This window comes from Rothia similimucilaginosa, from assembly GCF_029850875.1.
GTDB lineage: Bacteria > Actinomycetota > Actinomycetes > Actinomycetales > Micrococcaceae > Rothia.
Map to the genome: position 1 here is coordinate 12,598 of NZ_JAOVAM010000003.1, position 19,123 is coordinate 31,720.

Annotated in this window: 16 protein-coding genes; 8 read left to right on the forward strand and 8 right to left on the reverse strand. The window is 58.7% G+C overall.

The genetic code is table 11. The features are described from left to right. Window positions 1–166 precede the first annotated feature (166 nt). Complete coding sequence (locus QFX05_RS02910; protein ID WP_279740768.1) at window positions 167–1,531, reverse strand: SseB family protein; 1,365 nt, start codon at window positions 1,529–1,531, stop codon at window positions 167–169. Between the two features lie 280 nt (window positions 1,532–1,811). Here QFX05_RS02910 and QFX05_RS02915 point away from each other — a divergent pair, with 280 nt between their 5' ends. Together QFX05_RS02915 and rarD are read left to right on the forward strand one after the other, a co-directional pair. After that, window positions 1,812–3,155 (forward strand): DUF6882 domain-containing protein, encoded by a 1,344-nt coding sequence (locus QFX05_RS02915; protein ID WP_279740769.1) that lies wholly within the window; start codon window positions 1,812–1,814, stop codon window positions 3,153–3,155. 164 nt (window positions 3,156–3,319) lie between these two features. After that, a complete protein-coding gene (rarD, locus tag QFX05_RS02920) occupies window positions 3,320–4,291 on the forward strand; it encodes an EamA family transporter RarD (protein ID WP_279740770.1) in 972 nt (323 codons plus the stop codon). 97 nt (window positions 4,292–4,388) lie between these two features. On the opposite strand, the gene QFX05_RS02925 is transcribed toward rarD, so the two are convergent. The 4 genes from QFX05_RS02925 to QFX05_RS02940 form a co-directional block, all read right to left on the reverse strand. Next, the gene (locus QFX05_RS02925) at window positions 4,389–4,532 is read right to left on the reverse strand and encodes a methionine/alanine import family NSS transporter small subunit (protein WP_083311170.1); all 144 of its coding nucleotides are present in this window, start codon (window positions 4,530–4,532) and stop codon (window positions 4,389–4,391) included. Window positions 4,533–4,540: 8 nt separating this feature from the next. Then, window positions 4,541–6,124 (reverse strand): sodium-dependent transporter, encoded by a 1,584-nt coding sequence (locus tag QFX05_RS02930; protein WP_279740771.1) that lies wholly within the window; start codon window positions 6,122–6,124, stop codon window positions 4,541–4,543. A 379-nt stretch (window positions 6,125–6,503) separates the two neighbouring features. Beyond that, entirely contained in the window at window positions 6,504–7,565 is a 1,062-nt protein-coding gene (locus QFX05_RS02935) for a polyprenyl synthetase family protein (protein ID WP_279740772.1), read from the reverse strand. A gap of 54 nt (window positions 7,566–7,619) precedes the next feature. Beyond that, window positions 7,620–8,351, reverse strand: coding sequence for a demethylmenaquinone methyltransferase (locus tag QFX05_RS02940; protein WP_279740774.1), 732 nt, complete (start codon window positions 8,349–8,351; stop codon window positions 7,620–7,622). A 253-nt stretch (window positions 8,352–8,604) separates the two neighbouring features. Here QFX05_RS02940 and QFX05_RS02945 point away from each other — a divergent pair, with 253 nt between their 5' ends. From QFX05_RS02945 to QFX05_RS02955, 3 genes are all read left to right on the forward strand, one after another. After that, window positions 8,605–9,435, forward strand: a complete 831-nt coding sequence (locus QFX05_RS02945) for an ABC transporter substrate-binding protein (protein WP_279740775.1) — start codon at window positions 8,605–8,607, stop codon at window positions 9,433–9,435. A gap of 132 nt (window positions 9,436–9,567) precedes the next feature. Further along, window positions 9,568–10,371, forward strand: a complete 804-nt coding sequence (locus QFX05_RS02950) for an amino acid ABC transporter permease (RefSeq protein WP_279740777.1) — start codon at window positions 9,568–9,570, stop codon at window positions 10,369–10,371. A 33-nt stretch (window positions 10,372–10,404) separates the two neighbouring features. Continuing rightward, window positions 10,405–11,184 (forward strand): amino acid ABC transporter ATP-binding protein, encoded by a 780-nt coding sequence (locus QFX05_RS02955; protein ID WP_279740778.1) that lies wholly within the window; start codon window positions 10,405–10,407, stop codon window positions 11,182–11,184. A 101-nt stretch (window positions 11,185–11,285) separates the two neighbouring features. Here QFX05_RS02955 and QFX05_RS02960 read toward each other — a convergent pair whose 3' ends face one another. The 3 genes from QFX05_RS02960 to QFX05_RS02970 all read right to left on the reverse strand — a co-directional run bounded on the left by QFX05_RS02960 (window position 11,286) and on the right by QFX05_RS02970 (window position 14,513). Further along, on the reverse strand, window positions 11,286–12,119 hold the full coding sequence (locus QFX05_RS02960) for an oxidoreductase (protein ID WP_279740779.1): 834 nt from the start codon (window positions 12,117–12,119) through the stop codon (window positions 11,286–11,288). A 222-nt stretch (window positions 12,120–12,341) separates the two neighbouring features. Next, window positions 12,342–12,719: a cupin domain-containing protein gene (locus QFX05_RS02965; RefSeq protein WP_279740781.1), complete on the reverse strand. Its 378-nt coding sequence runs from the start codon at window positions 12,717–12,719 to the stop codon at window positions 12,342–12,344. A gap of 168 nt (window positions 12,720–12,887) precedes the next feature. After that, window positions 12,888–14,513, reverse strand: coding sequence for a phosphatase PAP2 family protein (locus QFX05_RS02970; RefSeq protein ID WP_279740783.1), 1,626 nt, complete (start codon window positions 14,511–14,513; stop codon window positions 12,888–12,890). A gap of 293 nt (window positions 14,514–14,806) precedes the next feature. Here QFX05_RS02970 and QFX05_RS02975 point away from each other — a divergent pair, with 293 nt between their 5' ends. From QFX05_RS02975 to QFX05_RS02985, 3 genes are all read left to right on the forward strand, one after another. Further along, on the forward strand, window positions 14,807–15,850 hold the full coding sequence (locus QFX05_RS02975; RefSeq protein WP_279740784.1) for an o-succinylbenzoate synthase: 1,044 nt from the start codon (window positions 14,807–14,809) through the stop codon (window positions 15,848–15,850). 79 nt (window positions 15,851–15,929) lie between these two features. Beyond that, complete coding sequence (menD, locus tag QFX05_RS02980) at window positions 15,930–17,759, forward strand: 2-succinyl-5-enolpyruvyl-6-hydroxy-3-cyclohexene-1-carboxylic-acid synthase (RefSeq protein WP_279740785.1); 1,830 nt, start codon at window positions 15,930–15,932, stop codon at window positions 17,757–17,759. 276 nt (window positions 17,760–18,035) lie between these two features. Further along, a complete protein-coding gene (locus QFX05_RS02985) occupies window positions 18,036–19,055 on the forward strand; it encodes a glycosyltransferase (RefSeq protein ID WP_279740786.1) in 1,020 nt (339 codons plus the stop codon). Window positions 19,056–19,123: the final 68 nt, after the last annotated feature.

Consider the following 19,123-nt stretch of genomic DNA (forward strand, 5'->3'; position numbering starts at 1 on the left):
AGCTACTACTATGGGGTCGGTGACTTTCAGTGAGGTTGAGTCACCGGCCCCATATTTTAAACCCGTTTGCAGGATTACAACCCTCTCCAAACACAAAAATCGCCCGGAAGAGACAACACCGTGTGGGTGTTTCTTCCGGGCGATTTTACGTGACGGGTTTTACGAACTATGCGGATGCACTAGCACCAGCGGGAGAAGCGCCGAAGACCGCTTCCTGTCCACGCACAATATCGAGGAGCTCGCGAATCTGCGCCGCGCTCAACACAGTGGAAGGGTTAATTGCGTTCACCTTCACGCTCGGTGCGCCAATATCCAGGGCGTAACGCAGAATATCCAAGGCATTTGCCGAACGCGCCTCAACATGCGGGTCCAGTGCCGCAATCTCAATGGGCGAGGTGAACACCAGTAGGCTCTGCGGGTTGCCATTCTCATCCGGGTCAAACACGAAGGAGGTACCAGACGGGTCGGCCGGGTCAACACCCATCAGCAGCACGGACGCCGGGGACGCCAGCGAGCCGAGCAGCATCTGCATGTTGTCCTGCACAAGCGCCATTTTTGCACCGTCATTGCGGGGAGAAGTGACAATCCAGTGCACCTGAGCGCGCTCAATGTAGCACTCATGGTCAGTACCGGGGTCAACCACGATCAAGTCCAGCGCCTCATTGCTGAGGAAGTCAATGAAGACCTTCATCGCCGGTTCACGCAGAATCAGCTCATCCCCCTCGGATTCCTGACGCACGTAGCTCTTGCCAATGTGCTCGGAGGAGGAGAACACGCACAGCGCCTGCATGCTGGTCTCTGGCATCCGAATGACCTGGTGGGTCAGCACCGATTCGGGGCCCATTGCGTCCGTCTCGGAAGGAATCAGCAGGGAACCGGTCGCGTCGAGCAGAACGTCACCACCGAGCATTGTACGAACCACGTTAATGAGGGTTCGCTCCTGCACGTCGTTACGGAAGGTTTCCAGAGCGGAGACCAAGTACGGGTTTGGAATCTCATGCTCGCTCGAAGACAGCGCAGCTACGGCAGAGTGGCGGGCACGGCCCTCCATACGCTCACGAGCCCATGCGGGGACACGCGAAGCATCACGTGGGAACTCAGCCAAGTGCTCACGCACGTCGGTTGCGGTTAGGGTGCCTTCATTCTTCCAGCTAGCAGGCTCGTCGTCACGGTTGTAGGAGGCACCCACGCTGAACTGCGGGTTGGGCCAGTCAGTAGCCGCAACCACGATGGAGGCGGTAAACCAGGTGCCGCGGTTACCGTCGTAGGCAGCGCGCTGCAGCTTGCGAACCTCAGCAATAATGGGTGATCCATCCTTGAGCGGGCCGATGGTACCGATGAACTCTTCACCGTTGCGGAATTCACGCACGCGCACGAAAATCTGACCTACCAGAGGTTTGACGTCCAGCACCATTTCGCTCCAGCCGGGGTCAACACTAACGACATCCAGCAGCCAGCTTCCAATGTTGTTCAGCGCGTCCTGGATGCGCGCGGCACGGCTACTCGTCTCGGCGAGGCGGGGTTCAGTCATAGTTCATATATCCTTGAGTGTGATTACGGCGCGGCTGGAAGCATCCGTGTCCGGTCGTAGTGTCGGCTTACAGGGTGCCGGAAGAAGCCGTCCCTTCGATTCTAACGAACACGGGCACTCCACGCAGATAGTTTACGCCGGAAGATATATGCTCTACCTCTCCTTCAGAGCTCTTGGATACGGCTCAATCAGGCACCTTATAGCCCAATACGCCTAAAGCGCACATTAAAACCGGGGATACACGGCATGGTGAACGCTAAAAGGTTGATAATCTTGAAGCATGACGAATTCTCTGCAGGACCTTATCGACGCATCGATTTTTATCTCCACCGAGTACCAGGCTCGACTCGCCGAGCTCGTGGGTACCTCCGAGTGGAATGTGGATTTCACCTCCCAGTCTCTGGATTTTGACTCCACTCCCCCGCTCTCGCTCAAGCCGCATCTACTGGGCACTGAATCTGAGAACCGCGGTACTTGGATTTGGTCTTGGCAGCAGCTGGGCTACTTCCCCGACTCCGTTGTTTCTGCCGCTATTCAGGCTCGTGAAACAGGTGAGCGTGACGGCTTGGTTGAGCTGACCACCGACGAGCTGCCCCTCTCCGAGTCTCTGGCACGCCGTCTGACCCTGGCGACCAAGACCATTAGCGGCCTGTACGCACACTACCCGCTGCCCGCAGGTGCTGGTGTGCGCGCATGGACCTTGCTAGAGGGCGCTGAGCTGACCCTCGAGGCACCGACCTACAAGGGTATTGGCCGCGTCATTGCTAAGACCCTGCAGAGCGAAGAGGTACACAACCAGGTTCTGGCGGTGGACTCCTACGCTCAGCAGCGTGGCTTCCACATTGCCTGGGATACCGAAGCAACCGCAGTGCTGACTGCAACCGACGGCGCCCTGCGCCTGTGGTTCGACGAGGGCCGAATCAGTGGCATCGAGCAGGCTGAACCTCAGGTTGGCCCCGAAGTTCTGGAGCAGTGCGCAGCCGCTGCCGCACAGCGTCGCGAATCCCTTGCAGCACTTCGGGCCGAGATTGAGCGCGTGGCAGCTGCTGAGGCAGCGGCTCAGAACGCACAGCGCGAGCAGGAGGCGGCAGAACGCGCCGCTGCACGTGCCGAGGCTGAAGCTGAGCGCGCCGTCGAAATTGCCGAGCACGCACCGGTCGCAGAGACCGAGGTTGCCGGCGTCGAGAGCACCGAGAACCTCTACCCCGCAGACGATGCTCCCTTCGATCAGGACCCGGCAGAGCACGCAGAGCCCGGCCTGGTTACCGTGGAGACCCTGCCTGGCGAGTACGAAGCAGAAGAGACCGAGCAGGCTCGCGTCTACACCGACGAATCCATCGGTACCGAGCAGCCCGAGCACAAGACCGTTGAGGCTTCTGGCGAGTACGTTAATGTTAAGGAGCCGGTCGCAGCTGAACCTGTTGCTGAGCAGCCCGTCGAGGTTGAGCAGGATGCAGCAGAGTATGAGGAGCAGCACGTGGAGCCCATCCGCAGCTCTGGTGCAACTCCCGACCTGCAGGCAGAGCACGAAGAGGCAGCTCGCCGCGAGCAGGAAGAATCTGCACGCCACAAGGCAGCGCAGCCCAAGAAGAAGGGCTTCTTCTCCCGCTTCTTCGGCCTCTAAACCGAATACGCAACATTCCTCAGGCGCGGTATCCTCGTGGTACCGCGCCTGAGGCGTGCCCGGCAGGTAGAGTACCCCCAGTGCTATTCAAAGCCCCCGCTGGCGCATCCCGAGGACTAGCATTAGAAGAACGTAACCGAGAACTTAGTTCAGAAGAAGAAACCATGTCAGAAACACAGAAGCACACCACCCGCAACGGGTTCATCGCCATCATCGGCACCTACATTATTTGGGGTCTGCTCCCCCTGTATTTTGTGATGATGGCACCGGCAGGCCCTATTAAGATTGTCGTGGCGCGTGTGGTCTTCTCCCTCATCTTCTGCGCCCTGCTGCTACCGATTTTGAGGGTAACTGCAGACTTCCGCCGTGCGCTACGGGACCGCCGCATCATGCTGGTGCTGACGGCGGCATCATTCCTCATCTGTGCGAACTGGCTTATCTACGTGATGGCGACAACCAGCGGCCACACCATTGACGTGTCCCTGGGATATTTCATTAACCCACTGGTCTCCGTGGTGCTGGGCGTCATCTTCCTGCATGAGCGCCTACGCCCGGCACAGTGGGTATCTGTGGCGATTTCCTGTATTGCGGTGCTGATCATGAGCCTCATCTATGGCCAGGTGCCGTGGACGGGTCTGGGCGTGGCGTTCACCTTCGGCATCTACGGTCTGCTGAAGGCGCGCATCGCCCACGATGTCAGCCCCATTATTTCGCTGTCTCTAGAGACTTTCATCCTGGCGCCCTTCGGCGTTGCCGCCCTCTTGGTGCTCAACGCGCAGGGACAGATGACTCTCCTCAGTGAGGGTCCCGGACACTTCTGGCTTCTCGCCTCCACGGGTGTGGTCACCGTTGTGCCGCTCATGCTCTTTGCTGCGGCCACCAAAGCTCTTCCGCTTTCCGTCATCGGCATGGTGCAGTACCTGGGCCCGACCATCCAGTTCGTTCTGGCACTGACCGTTCTGCACGAGCAGATGAGCGCCGATAAGGTGCTGGGTCTGAGCCTCATCTGGGTCGCTCTCGTCATTTTCACTGTGGATGCGTTGCGTGCCTCCCGTGCCTACCGCGTCTCCGCGCTGTCCGACCCGGAAACCGGCATGATCCCGCTCGTGCAGGCTGAAGACGTACAGAGTAAGTAGCTCTCCCTACCCCGCGCAAAACGCAGTCCCGCATAAAACACCGTGATGCCCCGCAGGCGTTAGCCTGCGGGGCATCACTGTGTATCGCGTTCACACTCTAAAGCTCAGAACCCTGAGCTTCAGCAGCATCATCGAGAGCATCCAGATCCGGCTGACGGTGCAGGTTCAGCAGAGCCAAACCCAGGCCACCCCAGATAATCAGGATTGCCACAATGAGCATCACAATTGCGGAGATAGACATGAGGGCTCCTAACGGGTAATGGTCGAATCAACGTGGCCGTGCTCCACCTGACCGGCAATCACCGGAGGCGCCGGAGGCTCTTCAGCAGCACGAGACTTCTTCGACCAGGGCAAGAGAGAAACAACAATCGCGCCAACCAGCAGGAGTGCACTCATACCCCAACCGAAAATAGCCAGCATATCTGCCGGGTAACCCTCATAGGGGGTTGCCACAAGCTTAATGACGCTCTGAATCAGGGAGTAGCCCAGAATCAGCGGGGTCACGACAGCCAGCAGAATCATCCAAATCTTGCCAGCCTTGATGGAGGAGTAGCGGTTCAGGTGCTCAGCCAGAGCCGGCAGTGCACGCACCACGTATGCAACCACGATAATGGCGCACAAGCCAGCTGCCAGAATACCGAAGAGGTTCACGAAGTTATCGAGAATATCAAGCACGTACAGACCGGTGGTGGTCGGCATCAGCAGTAGCGAAATCAGAGCCATCGGAACAACCACCAGAATGGTAGATGCCAGGCGGGACGTCGCGAACTTGTCCTGAATACCGGCAATAATCACCTCAAGAATCGAGATGAGGGAGGTGAAACCAGCAAAGAGCAGGGAGCCGAAGAAAAGGATACCAATCAGCACGCCGCCGGGCGCCTGAGAAATAATGGTCGGGAACGCGATGAACGCCAGACCAATACCGCTGGTTGCAACCTCGCTCACCTGGGTGCCAGCAGCCTGAGCCATGAAACCCAGAGCAGCGAACACACCGATACCCGCAAGAAGCTCAAAACCGGAGTTTGCGAAACCAACCACAGCACCGGAACCGGTCAGGTCAGTCTTAGGCTTCAGGTAGGAGGAGTAGGTAATCATAATGCCGAAGCCGATAGACAGGGAGTAGAAAATCTGTCCATAAGCTGCAACCCACACATCGGGGTTAGCCAGGGAGTCCCAGCTGGGAGTGAACAGAGCATTCAGACCATCAGCAGCACCGGGCAGGGTCAGCGAGTAAATCACCAGACCAACAAACATGACCAGCAGCAGCGGGATAAAGATGATGTTGGCTGCACCCACACCCTTCTGAACGCCCAGAGCCATCACAGCAAGCAGGACGCCCCACACAAGAACCATGGGAATCAGGACGTTCATGTTGAAGTCCAGGGAGACACCGGGAGTGTCTGCAACCTTCAGGAACTCCCCCTGGAAGAACGCCTTCGGATTGTCGCCCCACTCATTGGTGAAGGAGAAAACCATGTAACGCAGCGACCACGCCACAATAGCGGCGTAGTAGATAGCGATGACGAAATTAATACCCATGTGCCACCAGCCGATGAACTCGGTCTTACGGTTCAGACGGCGGAAAGCTAGCGGGGACGACGCACGCGCACGGTGACCGATAGCGTAGTCAAAGAAAAGGAAAGTCAGACCGGCGGTCAGCAGGGCGACAATGTAGGGGATCATGAAGGCGCCGCCGCCATTATCAAATGCGATGTAGGGGAAACGCCAAATATTGCCCAGACCAACAGCAGAACCGATGGCGGCAAAGATAAAGACGCGACGGCTAGAGAAGCCTTCGCGCTTCGTGGGCGCCTTAGGGGTAGATGCTCCCATAGTTGTAAACCTCGAATGTGTGGGGACGCGGATGGTTGGTGCGAGAATAACCCGTTGGAGTGGTTGGGTTCTACTCGCGTCCAGAAATAGTAAACGGCTCTCCAACACGGGTTGGGTGTGGGAGCCGTCAGGCTTCTGAGGGGTGGATGTGCACCTCGGACATTCCATAAGGTTTACCTTAAAGGCGGAGAGCTGGTCAAAAAGGCCCCAGTATGCGGAACTTCTTGGGGTAAAGCACATACCCCTAGCTATCCCATAAATCGGCGCGGACTAGCCAAAAGACAGAAAACCCCCGCCAAATCCAGGCAGATTTAGCGGGGGTTTTGAAGTGTGAGACGCCCGGAGTCGTTAGACTCGGGCACACGCTAAACGGCAGGTTTTAGCCTTCGCGGTGAACCACAGCGTGAGCAAAAGACTCCAGTGCAGCCTTTGCTGTAGACTCGGGCAGCGGAGCAATCGCGGCAATCGCGCGGTCCGCCCAGTCGTAGGCAATCTGCCATGCTTCCTGGGTGACCGGGTGGGCGGCGAGCGCCTCCACTGCAGTCTCCAAGGCCTCATCGGAGCTCAAATCGGCATCCAGCAGGGCGCGAACAGCAATAGCGGATTCTTTGTTGGCAGCTACCGCACGGTCCAGCAGGATGGTCGGCAGGGTGGGCACACCCTCGCGCAGGTCGGTGCCGCGGGTCTTACCGCTGGTCTTGCCGTCACTGACAATGTCAATCACATCGTCGGCCAGCTGGAAAGCCACGCCTACCAGCTCGCCGTACGCCTTGACCATAGAGATAACGTCTTCGGAAGCACCCGAAAGCAGGGAGCCGTACTCACCGGCTGCGGCAATCAGGGAGCCGGTCTTGCCCTCAATGACAGCAATGTAGTGGTCGAGTAGGTCCTGACCCTCGCGCGGACCGGTGGTTTCGAAGAGCTGGCCGAGCACCAGACGCTCAAAAGTCTGGGACTGAATCTTCATGGGGCGGGTGCCCAGCTCGGACACCAGTAGGGATGCACGGGAGAAGATCAGATCGCCGGTCAGAATCGCGACGGAGTTGCCCCAAATCATCTGGGCGCTGTCCACGCCGCGGCGCTTGGGCGCATCATCCATCACGTCATCGTGGTAGAGGGTTGCCAGGTGGGTCAGCTCAACGACCACAGCAGCTTCTATGACGTCATCGTTGATTTCGCCGTCGACCGCTGCGCAGAGCAGTGCCAGCAGTGGGCGCACGCGCTTGCCGCCCGCCGAGAGCAGGTGACGGGATGCGACGTCTGCCAGATGGTCAGTCTGTTCAATGGCTTCTGCCAGGCGCTCCTCAATACGTGCGAGAGAGGAGAGAATTTGCGGACCCAGCTTGGGGTCTGCGGCGATGAGTTCGAAGCCTGCGGGAAGCTTCAGGTCGAGATCTCCCAGCAGGTCGGTTGCGGCAATGGGTTGCTCTGCGTTGCTCACGGTGTCTTCTATCTTCTTGGTGTTGGTATCTTCGGTAGAGTGTGAAGGCGGTGTCTATGCGTTATGGGCTCCAGGCTTGAAACCGCGGTGAATGGCGACGATGCCGCCGGTAAGGTTGCGGTACTGCACGGAGGTGAAGCCCGATTCCTTGAACTTCTGCGCCAGTTCCTGCTGGTTGGGCCATGTGATGATGGACTCGGCGAGGTATTCGTAGGATTCGGGGTTGGAGGAGATTGCGCGGGCGATCGGCGGGATTGCCTTCATAATGTAGTTCTTGTAGACCGCGCCGAAGGGGGCGAAGGTTGGGGTGGAGAACTCGAGGATAACGATGCGGCCGCCGGGCTTGAGCACGCGGTAGATTTCGCTCAGTGCTTTGGGGTAGTCAGCGACATTGCGCAGGCCGTAGGACATCGTGACTGCGTCGAAGGTTTCATCTTCGAAGGGCAGGGCGGTGACGTCTGCCTGCACGAAGGTCATGTCGGGACGACGGCGGCGGCCCACGTCGAGCATGCCTTCGGAGAGGTCTGCTGCGATGACATCCACGCCGGCGTCGGCGAAGGGTTCGGAGGAGACGCCGGTACCTGCGGCTACGTCCAGTACTTTCTGGCCGGGGCGCGCGTCGACGGCGGCGACGGCCTGTTTGCGCCAGTAGATGTGCTGACCAAGCGAGAGGATGCCGTTCATGAGGTCGTAGCGTTCAGCGACGGTATCAAACATGGCGGCGATATCGCTGGTTTTCTTGTCTAGGGTTGCGCGGGTTGCGCGGGTGTTCTTCTCTGCGTTCACGCTCTCAATTGTGGCATGGAGGTTACTAGATTCAATAGTTGGGTAACCCGTAGTAGTGTCGCACGGTGCGTTAAGGTGCGTTCTGAAGTTATTTTTAAGTCGCCAATTCGGGGTTTTATTCAGTTTTTTCGATGGGATTTATGCACATTCAGCAAAATTTATGAATATTTATGTATATTCTTGCATTTTTTAACATAGGGGCGCACAATGGAGCCTAGAGTTCATAGAACACACCTCACACAGGAGCATCCCAATGAACACCGCAATCTTCAAAATGGTATCCCTCAAACCCCTCGCACTGCTGGCAGTGCTCCCCCTGGCACTGACCGGCTGCGTCTCCACCGCCAATGAGAACACCGACCCTAACGGCGAGGTCAGCCTCGTAAAGTCCGGCACCCTCAGCGTCTGCACCAACACCCCCTACAAGCCCTTCGAATACGAAGAAAACGGTAGCATCGTCGGTCTGGATGCAGACATCGCCAACGCTATCGCCTCCGACCTGGGTGTGAAGGCTCAGCTGACCTCCATCAGCTTCGAGGGTCTGGACTCCGGTACCGGCCTTGTCACCGGTCAGTGCGATATCGCTCTGGCGGGTATCGGAGTAACCGATGAACGTAAGAGCAAGATGGAATTCACCACCGTCTACTTTGACGACAACCTGGCAATCCTGGTCCCCAAGGGTTCCTCCATCACCTCCGCAGCAGACCTAAAGGGTGTCAGCGTTGGTGCACAGCAGGCAACCAGCGGCGAATCCTACGCCAAGGAAAACGGTGCAGAGGTCATCCAGTACGAAGACACCTCCCTCATGTTCTCCGCTCTGAAGACCGGTCAGGTCAAGGCAGTCGCAGCGAACCTCTCCGTGGTTTCCGAGGCACTGACCAACAACCCGGACTCCTTCAAGATCGCCTACCAGGATTCCGATAACACCGAGCAGATTGCCGCAGCAGTTTCCTCCAACAACAAAGCCCTGCTGACCAAGGCAAACGCCACCATTACCAAGCTCAAGGAAAACGGCGAGCTCGACAAGATGAAGGCCAAGTGGGTTGGTGTCACCTCCACGAGCGCCTCTTCCTCCGCTTCCTAAGCGTCTAGCCGGTTAGCTTCTCCCCCAATTCAGGAGTACCCTTACTACTTTTGGGTTGGGGGATTCTCCGGCCTTTACCCTTGTGAGCGTATAAAACGCTCTTGACCGAATAGCACACGGATAAGAAAGCGCATGTCCTCTAAACTCTCACCCCGCCAGAAGCAGAAGCTCTTCAGCTACGCACAGTACGCCCTTCTGTCAGTTATCGCCCTGACGGCCATTCTGCTGGCTGACTGGAAGACCCTCAGCCAGCAGGTATTCAACCTTGATGTTGCGGCTCAGCAGTTCCCCGACGTCATCACCGTGGCATTGAAGAACACCCTGCTGTACACCACCTTGGGCTTTATCGTGGGCCTCTCCGGCGGTCTGCTGCTGGCGCTCATGCGTATTTCTTCCATCGCCCCCTACCGTTGGATTGCGACCCTGTACGTGGAGCTTTTCCGCGGTATCCCGGCGCTGCTGGTCTTCTTCGCCTTCGGTTACGGTATTCCCCTGGCGTTCAAGATCCGCTTCGTGGATAACCTGATTCCGGTGACCCTGTCCCTGGGTATGGTTTCGGCAGCTTACATTAGTGAGGTTCTGCGTGCGGGTCTGCAGGCGATTCCGAAGGGCCAGATGGAGGCGGCACGTTCCCTGGGTATGTCCCACACTCGTGCAATGATTTCGATCATTATTCCGCAGGCGTTCCGCGTGGTTCTGCCCCCGCTGACCAACGAGGTTATCCTGCTAACCAAGGACTCCTCCCTCGTGTACCTGCTGGGCGTGACGGTTTCTCAGTACGAGCTGGCAAAGTTCGGCCGTGAGGGCCTGACCGCCGCTAACGCGGGTCTGACTCCCCTGGTGGTTGCGGGTCTGTGCTACCTGATTATCACTGTTCCGCTGGGCCAGCTCTCCGCATATTTTGAGCGCCGCACCCAGCTTGCGGGCCGCAAGTAAGCGCAACGACAGATACGGATTACGGAAGATACTATGACTGCTTCAACTTCATCCATGGCCGCCTCCTCGGTGCGCATCTCCAACCTGCACAAGTCCTACGGCAAGGTTCAGGTTCTTAAGGGCATTGACATGCAGATCGAGCCGGGCGAGGTCGTGTGCCTTATCGGCCCTTCGGGTTCCGGTAAGTCCACCCTGCTGCGTTGCGTGAACCTGCTGGAGGAGCCGAACGACGGCACCATCATGGTGGGCGATACCGAGGTCACCGACCCGGACGTAGACATTAACCGCGTGCGTACCCACATGGGTATGGTGTTCCAGCAGTTCAACCTGTTCGGTCACCTGAACATTCTTGATAACTGCACGATCGCTCAGATTAAGGTTCTGGGCCGTTCCACGGCGGAGGCGGAGGCGGTTGCCCTCGAGCAGCTCGCCAAGGTGGGTCTGGAAGGCAAGGAAGACCGTTTCCCGGCTCAGCTGTCCGGTGGTCAGCAGCAGCGTGTGGCTATTGCACGCGCGCTGTCCATGAACCCGGACCTAATGCTCTTTGACGAGCCGACCAGTGCGCTCGACCCGGAGATGGTCGGCGAGGTTCTGAGTATTATGCGCAACCTTGCTAACGAGGGCATGACCATGATCGTGGTGACTCACGAGATGGCATTCGCCCGCGAGGTCGCCGATAAGGTCGTCTTCATGGCCGACGGCGTGGTCGTGGAGGAGGGCCCCGCCGATCAGGTGATTGGCAACCCCCAGCACGAACGTACTCAGGCTTTCTTGGCGCGCGTGCTCGATCCGACCCACACCGTAGTAGACTAGTACTAGCTCTTGAAAAACATAGCGGGCGGTGCTGTACGAAACATTCTGTTTCGCGCAGCACCGCCCGCTTTTTAATGCTCTAGTTCGCGGCTATTTCGGTTCTAGAAGATACGGCGCGCCACCTTGTCAAAGAGACGGTCCGGCAGCACGGTATGCAGGAACACGGAGGGCTTAGCACCGAAACCCACCAGGTAGCGGGTCTTGGGTCGGCGCGCCTCCAGGGCTCGCAGAATAGTCCTAGAGATCACTTTGGGCTCTGAGAGGTTGGAGGACGGCGAGTAGAGCCTACGCATATTTGCAGCAACACGCTGCGCCTGCTCAGCGTAGACACCGTTTCGGGAAGATTCCTCCAGGTGGTCTGCCGCGATGAGGCCCCAAGGGGTCTTAATACCGCCGGGCTCGATAATGACCACGTCAATACCGAACTCTTCAACTTCCATGCGCAATGCATCGCTGAACGCTTCGAGGGCGTACTTGGTGGCGTGGTACCAGGCTCCGAGGGGCATGGTAATACGCCCCGCCATCGAGGAGAGGTTCAGGATGCGCCCGCGACCCCGTGCGCGCATATGCGGCAACACCAGCTGGGTGAGGCGCGCCAGGCCGAAGAGATTCACCTCGAACTGGCGACGTGCCTCGTTGATGGGGACGTCTTCAATAGCGCCGTAAAATCCGTAGCCCGCGTTGTTGATGAGCACGTCAATGCGGCCTTCTGCGTCAATGATCTGCTGTACGGCGGCTTCCATGGATGCCTCATCGGTAACGTCCAGGCTCAGCGCTTTCACACCCTCGGAGGCGAGCTCTTCAATCTTCTCAACGCGGCGGGCGGCACCGTATACGGTGTAGCCGTAGCGCACCAGTAGCGGCGCCACGTCGTATCCAATACCGGAGCTGGCGCCGGTGAGAAGAACGACGGGGCGTTGTACTGATTTGGGCATTGCGTATCCTTTCGGGTTGTCCTCTGCAGTATTAGCGGGAGTGTACTTCTCAGGGTACGCTACACGCGGTGTATAAGCATGCAGAGAGCTCGGGGTGTAGCGTGAGGGTATTCTCACCGGCATACGTAAGGGCATGAAGGCATACAAAAAGCTCGCCGCGGCATCCTGTGCAGATGCGGCGGCGAGCTAATGTTTTGGGATCAGGGGTTTAGAGACCGGGGTTTAGACCTCTTCGACGTCAATATTGACCTTGGGTTCGGGGTGCGATTCGCCGGTCAGCATAGTCACCAGCAGGGTGGAGTCCTGCACGGCGCGCAGGGAGTGCAGCAGCTTGGCAGTCACGTGGATGGGCTTGCCGGGCACCAGGGTAATATCGCGGTCCTTCACGTGGAAGAGGACCTCGCCCTTGAGCACCTGCACGAAGATGGGGTGTACGCTATGGTGCTCGTGCCAGGACTGGCCTGCAGCCAGTTCCATGAGGGTCAGGTTACCGCCGTCGGCATCAACGATCTTGCGTGCCTGGGGTTTATCGTCAAAGGGGGTCAGCGCTTCGGTGAGCTGGGGAAATACGAGGACGCGGCCTTCAAGGGTACCTGCCATGGTACGCACCTTTCTCTTCAGGGGTGAGCGAAAGGGGGAACACAATCCCCTCCCTATATTTGGTATAGAAAATACTAAATTATTTATTATTGTATTCCCCTGCTAGCAACGAAACAATGCCTCAGCTCACATCAAACTAAAACACCCGCGCAGGAAGGGGAACAATATTTACTGGTAACTCCACACCTTAGAATAGGCGGAGCGATTACTATTACGCGGACGCAACAGGCTCACCAACATCGCCGTCGTACCAAAGCTCACCGCAGTAATCATGCAGGTTGCCGCGGTAAATGCACCACCGGGAATCGGCGCAAAAATCGCAATCAGATACAGGATGACCGCGCAGAACGACAGGAACAGCGTTGCAATCGTCATCAACGGCACCAGCACCAAACCACCACGCGCCGGAACCGCAAAATCTGCTGGACGCACATAACGCAGCACACCCATACCCACAACCGTCCAGATGGCGGTAACCAGAATAGCGGTCACAACATCCGCCGGGCGATGCCACCCGTTAATAATGGTGGAGGCACCCGTCAGACAGGTCGCCAACGCGGCACACAGCGCTACCGTAGGCCGCAAAAAACGAGGTGCCGCCAAGAACAGAGCCGCACCCGCTGCTGCCGCGAAGGTCGTGTGGCCGCTGGGTGCCGAGTTGATCAGTGCCTCCTGAACGCCCAGATCAGGTTTCACAATCAGATAGTGCTTGAGCAGATACGTACTCGTCACCGCGGCAACCCCGACCAACACACCAATCAGCAAGGGCAGGAACCGATGCTTCCAAATCAGCACCGCGACCAGACCCAAGACGGCAATCATGCCGACAACCGCGGGGAGAGAATCCAGCGCGGTCAGGGTCGGACCGCTGTAGCTCTTGAACTGGTTTGCATACTCGGTGTACGCCTGCTCATCAACCTGCTGGCCGGTCGTCGTGTAAATGAAGAACGCGAACACACCGTAGAGCAACAGCCCCAAGAACAGCAACGCCATCACGTGACGCATCAGAATACCGCTACTCGGAAGATGGTGCCCTTGCTCTTCGCCGGGACGATCCACCGGGCGGCCCGAAGCATCCACGGGGACCTGACCGGTCTGAACATACGCACCGTTCGGGTAGGCAGCTGCAGGATACGCCTCGGGCGGATAAGCCACCGGCTGCGGAGGCGCCTGCGGGGGCATCTGCGGAGGAACAGGCTGCTGCGCGCCCATCTGAGGCACACCCATCTGGCGCGCACCCATTGGGGAGGCGCCCGTCTGATTGTTTAGCGGAAAACCGCTCACCGGAGGCTTCGGTGGATTGAGACGGCGAGTAGCCTGCATCGGCTCATCCGCACTGTAGTTGCCCTGAGAATCACGTTCCTGTAGCGAGGGAATCGTCTCAGGAATCTTGATGGGGGCGCGGTAGGCACGCGGCAGAGGACGGGTTGCACCTATAACCTCTGAAAGTTCGGGGTGCAAAGAAATAACTTCGGTATTCGCGGATTCAGCGTTCGCGGAACCCTCATTTGTGGGACCTACAGACGCAGCTTCGTGAGCCAGCGATAAACCGTAATCCTTCAGAACTTTCGTACGGTCATCACTGTGCCTTGCAGCAGGGGTGGCCGTTTCGTGGGCTCTAAGCACCTGGGTAGGGTCCTGATAGTCAGAGAGCACTGCAGCCGCATCAGAGCTAAAAGCCGTGGTAGGCGCGTTATCAGAAGGGTGAAGAGCGCGAGTAGCATCCAGGTTCTCCGAATCACCCCAACCGGGATTCCCCGCACCTGTTGCTTGCTCTTTTGATGTCTTCTTCATAACCTCTCCGTACCTTCTGGCCCTCATATCTATTAGCGGTATTCACCCTGCCGGTACCCACTGTTTGGGCGGTAGCCCCCAAGCCACCGATTTCATGTACCACAGCGCCTGTTCTTTCGGGCGAATAACTACCTACTATTCCAGGTTAAGCTATGAAAAACTAAAGTTTTTTCGACCATAACCTGAGAGTTTCCAGAGAATGCGTGATAGGGTGCGAGCGCGCCCACCCGCCCCCAGAATGCTATGGTGAGCTCATAGCGCATCAAAGAAGGGCAGATACCTTGAACACCAGTATGAGCGTGCCACCTCTCGGCTACGGTTTTCGTCTCACAAGCATTCCCCTGCCGCCCCTGCGGGAAGTCCTGGAGAACCTGTTCACGGTCGAAATTCCGATGACCGTGACCTTCCGCGGGGTCAATAGCCGCCAGAGCGCACTGATCCGCGGCCCGCACGGTTGGGGCGAGTTCGCACCCTTCCTCGAGTACGGCGTGCAGGAGTCTGCCGCGTGGCTTGCCTGCGCTCTGGAGGCAGCATGGTTACCCGCACCGGAGCCGGTGCGTACGCGCATCCCGCTGAACGCGACCCTGCCGGCGGTAGCAGCGGAGCGTGTTCCGCAGGTGCTCACCAAGTACGAGGGTGAGATTCAGGAACTCAAAATCAAGGTGGCTGAGAAGGGTCAGAGCCTCGCCGACGATATTGCGCGTGTGGCGGCAGCACGAGATGCTCTCCCGAATGCCCGTTTGAAGGTGGACGCGAACATGGGCTACACCCTCGGTGGCGCCCTTGAGGCACTGCACAAGCTCTGCGACTACGGCATTATTTACGCCGAGCAGCCGGTGGCATCCATTGAGGACATGGCTGCACTCCGCTTTGCCATTGCTAAGGAGGGGCTGCCCGTCCGAATTGCCGCAGACGAGTCGATTCGTAAGGCGGAAGACCCACTGAAGGTGGCCCGTGCGAACGCCGCGGACCTGATGGTTGTTAAGGCGGCGCCGCTGGGCGGTGTACGTCGTGCGCTCGTACTGGTGAAGCAGGCGCAGCTTCCGGCAGTGGTTTCTTCTGCGCTGGAGTCTTCGGTGGGCATTGCCACCGGTGCCTCCCTGGCAGCTTCCCTACCGACTTTGAGGTACGGGTGCGGCCTGGGCACGGTCTCCCTCATGGCTGAAGACGTCACCGATGAGCCGCTCATCGCCTGCGACGGGTTTATGGACCTGCGTGCCATCACCCCCAGCCCGCAGCGTCTGGAGCGTCTTGCCACCGATGAACAGACCCGCCAGTGGTGGGTAAACCGCGTCACCGACTGCTACCGGGTGCTGGAACGCGCCGCCGGGCTATGAAGACTGTTAGTTGTCAAGGTCGCACCTGTGAAGGGTAACCATAACTGAATGAAATACCTTACGGCTTTAGAATGGTACGGTGACTGAGAACCGCTCAACCCCCGCCATGCTCACCGCAGTATCCGTACTCGACTCGCTGATTCGTGCCGGTATGCGGCATGTTGTTGTGTCTCCGGGTTCCCGTAGTGCACCTCTTGCCTACGCTATTGCCGCCGCCGCTGAAGCCGGCGCGCTCATTGCGCATGTGCGCGTGGACGAGCGAAGTGCAGCCTTTACCGCCCTGGGTATTGCCAAGGCATCCGGTCAGCCCGTCGGCCTGGTGTGCACCTCCGGTACGGCACTGGGCGAGTACGTACCCGCCGTCATGGAGGCGTACCACGCTGGCGTGCCCCTGGCGGTACTGAGCGCGGACCGCCCGGAGCATCTGCGCGGTAGCGGCGTGAATCAGACGACCCGTCAGGCAAGTTTCTTCCATCCTTTTGTGCGCGCTGAAGCTGATTTGACTTCCTACCCCGAGCAGGTGGAGGGTGAGCAGACTCAGGCTTTTGCCGCCTGTCTGAATGCGCTGACCGGTCGTAGCGCCGAGCACTGGCGCAAGCACTCGACGGAGCCGATTGGCCCTGTGCACCTGAATATTTGTTTCGATACGCCGCTGACCCCCTCGGGTCGTTTTGCGCAGATGCTTCCGCAGTGGGCGCTGAGCCTACTGGAGGATTACGACCCGCAGGCTGAGGGCCGCGCCCGCGCCGCCCGCGCTGAGAGTCCCGGGCTCTCCAGCGCTGAGCAGCGTTGGCTTCTGGATTCTTTGGAGTCTCAGGCGGACCTGGCGGAGTTAACTCCGACGCATCGCACCGTGGTGGTTGCCGCTGACGGTGCCGGCGAGTTTGCGGCGGAGTTCGCGCGCGTGCTGAACCTGCCGCTATTTGCGGAGCCTTCCTCCGAGGCACGCCACGGCGTGACCTCCATTCCTCACTACCCGCAGCTACTCGCTGACGGTTCGTTCGCCCCCGCCGCGCAGATTGAGCATGTGGTGCTCTTCGGACACCCTACGCTCTCGCGCCCGATTACGGCGCTGTTGGAACGCGAAGATATTCAGTGCGCGTTCTACGCCCCGCGCCGCGCCAGCTGGTACGAGCCGGGGGTTCGCTCCTTCGTGGAGTTATCGACCCCGCACGAGCTTGCTGAGTTTGCGTGCGCATCCTCTGTTGCCGCTAATGAGCAGGTGGACGAGCTGAGCTGGCTGGAGCAGTGGGTTACCCCGGCACGCAAGCTACAGGAGGAATGCCTGCGCGCCATTGCCGCCTACGAACACCCCGATGCTAAAAGTTCGGTTGACTACACTAATTACCGCAACCGCACAGCTGGCCGCTCCTACGCCCGCCGCGTCTGGCAGGATGCGGTGACTCAGCGCCGCCTCATGGTGCTGGGATCCTCAAACCTGGTGCGTGATTTGGATGCGGCAGCCCCCGCCCTGGGCGAGCCCGCCCCCACGCGCGTATTTGCTAATCGCGGTCTTGCCGGTATTGACGGCACCATTGCGACCGCTATTGGCGTGTCCCTGTCGGGCTATTACCCTGCCGGCATGGATGAGAATTCCCGCCCGGTCATTGGCGGCGCCGCGCTGCCGGTGACTCTGCTGTGCGGTGACCTAACCTTCCAGCACGATGTGTCCTCGCTGAACCTGCCAAATACTGAGCTTCTGCCCGAACTACGCGTTGAGGTCTTTGACGATGCCGGCGGCGGTATTTTCACGACCCTTGAACACGGCGATATAGCTCGTCAGAAGCAGTTCACCGCCGCTGTGGATCGTTTCTTTACGGTGGCTGCCGCCCCGAATACTGATCTGGCGCGCATGGCTGCCGGTTTTGGTACCGAATCAGGCATTGAGGTGTGCATTCACACACCCTAAAGCCGTTTCTAAAGGTTGCAGGTAAGCCCCATCCGCAGAGTTGACCGATATACTGAAAACTACCTGTGCCGTAGCCTTCCGTGGCTGAATCTAGCCGGTCGTAGCGGTTTCACTCGCCGCTACATTCGCGTTTTTCTGCGCGCCTGCTGATGCAAGGCACCTTATCTATCTTTTATTGACATTCACGCTCTCGCCGCTGATGCACACCGCACACAACCCGAGGTTTTACCCCGGTGAGCCCGGTGTATGCGGCGGGCGTTGCTCCCAAGGATTCTCATGAGCTCACTCGATATTATTGTCGCTGTCCCCTCCGGAGCCGGTTGGGTTCCCGTACACGCTATGGCGGAGCTTCTCGCTCGCTACACCGGCGGTACTATACACACCGTGGATGTGGGCGCATCCCTCAGCAAGGAAACGAAGCTTCTGGCACGTCTGCCCCGCCTCAAGGGCGGTTCCAATCGATGCGTGGTGATTGCTTCTGATCCCGGTCAGCTGTACGCCATTTCGCAGCGTTCCTTCGTTTTCCGCCGCTACGGCGCTATCTACGGCTGGGTGATTGATAGCTTCTGGGATGACCGTATTCCCGCGGTGGCTAAATCCTCCACCTACGACCGTATTTTCGTTGCCGACGTTGATGACGTTCAGCCCTGGACCGCTGCGGGTGTGAAGACTCCCGGCGTTCTGCCCTGGGGCGCGGATGTTTGGAGCAAGTTCAGTGACCGTCTGGCTTCGCTGGAGTCGAAGAGCACCGATCTGTTGCGTGTGGGTCGTCAGCCCGCCGCATACGAAGATGACGAGGCAACAGCCGCCCTCGCCACGGAGCTGAGTCTGAGTTTTGAGGGCCGCCCGCCCTTCGGCGCAAACGACCGCGAATCGGCTCAGCACCTGCAGGATTCTCTGAACCGTGCGAAGTTCCTGCTGGCATTCTCCACTTCGGTCAGCCCGGCATCCTACACTCACCCGACCAAGGAGTACATCACCGGCCGTTGGACCGATGCTCTGGCTTCGGGCGTGACCGTTGTCGGCAAGGTCCCGAACACCACCACCGTACGTGAAATCCTTTGGGACGGCGCGACCATCGACATTGATCACACGGATGCACGCGCCGGCCTTACGCAGGTTGCCGAAGCCACCTGCCGCTGGACCCCCGCGCAGGGTGAACATCAGATTCGTCAGGCTCTGCAGCATCTAGATTGGCGTCACCGTTTTATGCAGCTCTGCAAGGCAATGGGCGATATCCCCGCTTCCTTGGCGACTGATTGCGAGGCAATGCGCACCCAGTACGTTCAGCGCTAAATACGTACCCTAAGGTTATGGGCATATAAAAGGTGAGGACTGGTTTCCGTCATAGAAACCAGTCCTCA

Bases quoted from the DNA above. Each gene is read 5' to 3' on its own strand.
- QFX05_RS02975 (WP_279740784.1), top strand. From the start codon at position 14,807: ATGAGCGTGCCACCTCTCGGCTACGGTTTTCGTCTCACAAGCATTCCC.
- QFX05_RS02950 (WP_279740777.1), top strand. From the start codon at position 9,568: ATGTCCTCTAAACTCTCACCCCGCCAGAAGCAGAAGCTCTTCAGCTAC.
- QFX05_RS02925 (WP_083311170.1), bottom strand. From the start codon at position 4,532: ATGTCTATCTCCGCAATTGTGATGCTCATTGTGGCAATCCTGATTATC.
- QFX05_RS02930 (WP_279740771.1), bottom strand. From the start codon at position 6,124: ATGGGAGCATCTACCCCTAAGGCGCCCACGAAGCGCGAAGGCTTCTCT.
- QFX05_RS02965 (WP_279740781.1), bottom strand. From the start codon at position 12,719: ATGGCAGGTACCCTTGAAGGCCGCGTCCTCGTATTTCCCCAGCTCACC.
- QFX05_RS02985 (WP_279740786.1), top strand. From the start codon at position 18,036: ATGAGCTCACTCGATATTATTGTCGCTGTCCCCTCCGGAGCCGGTTGG.
- QFX05_RS02970 (WP_279740783.1), bottom strand. From the start codon at position 14,513: ATGAAGAAGACATCAAAAGAGCAAGCAACAGGTGCGGGGAATCCCGGT.
- QFX05_RS02945 (WP_279740775.1), top strand. From the start codon at position 8,605: ATGAACACCGCAATCTTCAAAATGGTATCCCTCAAACCCCTCGCACTG.
- QFX05_RS02960 (WP_279740779.1), bottom strand. From the start codon at position 12,119: ATGCCCAAATCAGTACAACGCCCCGTCGTTCTTCTCACCGGCGCCAGC.
- QFX05_RS02955 (WP_279740778.1), top strand. From the start codon at position 10,405: ATGACTGCTTCAACTTCATCCATGGCCGCCTCCTCGGTGCGCATCTCC.
- rarD (WP_279740770.1), top strand. From the start codon at position 3,320: ATGTCAGAAACACAGAAGCACACCACCCGCAACGGGTTCATCGCCATC.
- QFX05_RS02915 (WP_279740769.1), top strand. From the start codon at position 1,812: ATGACGAATTCTCTGCAGGACCTTATCGACGCATCGATTTTTATCTCC.
- QFX05_RS02910 (WP_279740768.1), bottom strand. From the start codon at position 1,531: ATGACTGAACCCCGCCTCGCCGAGACGAGTAGCCGTGCCGCGCGCATC.